Here is a 3391-nt window from a genome sequence, read left to right on the forward strand (position 1 = left end):
AACTGTTAATAATGATTGCCAACTTTGCGATGATGGACAGCAGTTAAGACATCTAAACGAGCAACTCGTCCGCTATTAACGGTACAATAAACTACCCAATGATCACCGCAATCTAAACGACTGGCGACTTGACATTCTATGTAAGCCAAGGCATCGGCTAAAATTGGTGATCCGTTATTAGCAGTATAGGTTTTAATGCCTTCAAAACGATTGGCACCGGGAGAGAAACGCTTGAGGAAATGTTTCATTAATTTCTGATAATTATCCTCAGCCAAAACATTTAAAACAAAGGTATCGCTAGGCTGTAAAAAGGATACCATTGCCCGATCTTTGGCCACTGCAATCGCCACACCTAAAGGATTTAAACTTGCTTGTGTCACCCAAGAGGCAATCATGGCACTAGATAAATCGGCTTTTTGGGAAGTAATTAGGTATAATCCGGTGCTAATACGACCTAGAGCCTTTTCTAAGTCGTTGTTAATCGACTTAATTTGTTTAATCGTTTTTTCTCGGCTTAACCATTGGCCGAGGTCGGTTCCTGCTTCATCGGCAATCAAATCGAGGGATTGATTGGAATTGTCTTTAACTAAAAGAGGAGGAAAAGCTTCGATCGCCCCGATTTCCTGTAATTTATTTCTTAAGGGAAAAATTGGTTCATCTTCCCCACCTCCTGACTCAAATAATCCCACTGCTTGTTTGCCATTAATTGAAGCAATAATCGTGCTTAAAATCGTCTGGTTAATCGGGGAAGATTGGGGAGGCATTCCGATGATAACTCCCTTAGATTGATTGATCAATTCTCTGACTTCGTGGGGATCAGCATTATTCATATCGACTAATTCTGTCACCACATCATTTTTATTCAAACCCTGACTAATCATAGTAGCTAAATGTTCACTTTGTCCGTAATCTTGGGTAAAAAATACAGCTACTAAAGTATCAGCAGAAGTTTGTTCTTGACTCCAAGTTTGATAGCGTCCCACCCAATCAGAAATATGGTGTTTTAATAGGGGGCCGTGACCAGTGGCAATGAGATTAATTTCAAATTTCTCGATTCTTTTAATTGCCCCTAAAACCGAACGAGCATTCGGTCGCATCAGACAGTCATAATAGGTGTGAAAATCGGCTTCTAGCAGCTCTTTTTCTTGATCGTAGGTTTGATCATCACAAAAGTGCATTCCGAAGGCATCACAGGTAAAAAGGGTGGCAGTTTTAGCATCAAAAGTGAAGATAGTATCAGGCCAATGAAGATTAGGGGCCGCAACAAATTCTAAAACATGGCCATTACCTAAATCTAAAGTATCACCACTTTTAACTATTAACTGTTTAAAGGGTCTGTGTACCATGTTTTCGAGGAATTGCATAGCAACTTTTGCCCCCACCACGGTAACTTCTGGGACTAATTCTAAAACTTCTTTGACTAAACCACTGTGGTCGGGTTCGGTGTGACTGATAATTAAATAATCAAGATGATTGATGTGGATTAGTTTAGTTAATTCCTCCAGATAAAGGCGATCGAATTTGCGGTGAGATGTATCAATGAGAGCGGTTTTTTCCCCTTGAATAACAAAAGAGTTATAAGTGGTACCGTTTTCTAAACCAAATTCGATATCAAAACGATCGCGGTCCCAATCCAAACAGCGCAAGGTAAAAGTATTTTCGGCAATTTCTTGGATTTGTGTGGTTAAACGGCTGGTTTTAGCAGGTTTTGGGGTGATTAAAGCAACCATAATTTCTATCTCCCACAGGATTTGATTCGGAACTGCATTTGCTTAATTCCTATGGTGACTTGCTTTCAGGGATTTGTAAAATACCAATTACTCAAGTCAATGATTAGCTAGATTTATATAACCTTTTCTCTATGGTTGCGGATATTAATTTGAGTGCCGGCCCTGCCGAATCAAGCTCTGAATACTGATTGTGCATTGTATCCACCGGTTGGCTTAGTCCTCGGTTTCACTTACTGCACCTTTGCCTATTTGTCAAGCTTTTTACACAATTCTTAATATTTCCCTCGTTTTTGCTCTCTCGCTCTCTTGGGGTGTTTTGTTTTCGATGTCAGTCTATGAGTGAACCTGTAACCCTTAACACAAGTCCAGAAAACGGGTTTCTTCAAGAAACCCGTTTTCTCTGTGTGGCTAGGTCAATTTATCAGTGTGAAATCAGCCGCTATCAGGGTAGGAACAGTCAACAAATTGGCAAATTCAGAGCCACTTCCTAAGCCAGCAGCACTACCATTTTGATTGTAGTAAATACTGCCACTACTGGTACTGTAAACGATAAAGGCGCTGCTAATAGCGACTAAATCATCATCATCGACGCTGGCAAATTCTGCTGGTTGACTGAAGCCATTGCCAATGACACTTTGTAAGGCGGTAAATATGGCTTTACTTAATACTATTTTATCACTACTTGGAGTGAAATCGCTGATGGCATCGATTCCTAAATTACTACTGTTGAAGATAAAGTTATCGCTACCATTACCACCAGTGAGTAAATCATCGCCAGAACCACCAATTAAACTATCGTTTCCGTCTTGACCGGTTAATTGATCGTTGCCACCACCACCAGTTAGAGTATTATTAAGGCTATTCCCAGTTAGTCGGTCATTACCGCTATCGCTAATAATATTTTCGATGGTGTTATTGGCCGAAAAAGTCAATTTTAGATTATTGGTGACGACGGTTTGGACAGTAGTAATCCCTAAGTTAACTCTTACTGCGGTATTTGTCCCAGTAAAGTCGAGGGTATCGATACCACCGGTGGTAGTTTCTTGGATGGTATCGCTTCCTAATGGGGTTGAAGCATTGAAACAGTAAATATCGTTACCATTAGCACCAGCGAGGATATTGTTACCGCTATTTCCAGTGATTTTATTGTCACCAGCGTTACCCGTACCGTTAATATTATTAGTGCCAATTAGTCTGAGGTTTTCGACATTATTGGGTAGGGTGCGAGTGAGACTGCTTTGCCAAGTATCAGTAATGATAACTTCTCCTATTCCTCCTTCGGGATTAATGGTAGCATTAACCGCATTTGACAGGGTTACTGTAAAGGCTTCATCGGCTTCGTTGAGGTTATCATTGAGGATGGGAATGCTAATAGTAGCGGTGGCAGTATTCGCCGCAATGGTGAGGGTTCCTGTCTGGCTAGTGTAATCTACATTAGCGGTAGCATCAATGGGTGCAGTGGTATAGTTGACGCTAATTGGTTGAGAATTGGGGTTATCAACTGTGACGGTGAGGATGGCATTACTATTTTGACCTTCCACCACGGTGATGTCGTTGATGGAGAGTTGCGAGGTGAAAGTGCTATCGTCATTGGTAATCGTCCCCGTGGCTGCGGTGGTAGTCCCTACTGTATAACCTGTCCCAGAAGCAAGAGTTAAAGC

2 protein-coding genes are annotated in these 3391 nt (G+C 41.3%); both read right to left on the bottom strand.

Features of this window, described 5'->3' with window-relative positions:
- Nucleotides 1-5: 5 nt before the first annotated feature.
- Nucleotides 6-1730: a diflavin flavoprotein gene (locus tag MICAI_RS03640; RefSeq protein ID WP_008197899.1), complete on the bottom strand. Its 1725-nt coding sequence runs from the start codon at nt 1728-1730 to the stop codon at nt 6-8.
- 413 nt (nt 1731-2143) lie between these two features.
- The coding region (locus tag MICAI_RS03645; RefSeq protein ID WP_198285275.1) for a Calx-beta domain-containing protein at nt 2144-3391 on the bottom strand (1248 nt) is incomplete at its 5' end.

This window comes from Microcystis sp. T1-4 (assembly GCF_000297435.1).
GTDB lineage: Bacteria > Cyanobacteriota > Cyanobacteriia > Cyanobacteriales > Microcystaceae > Microcystis.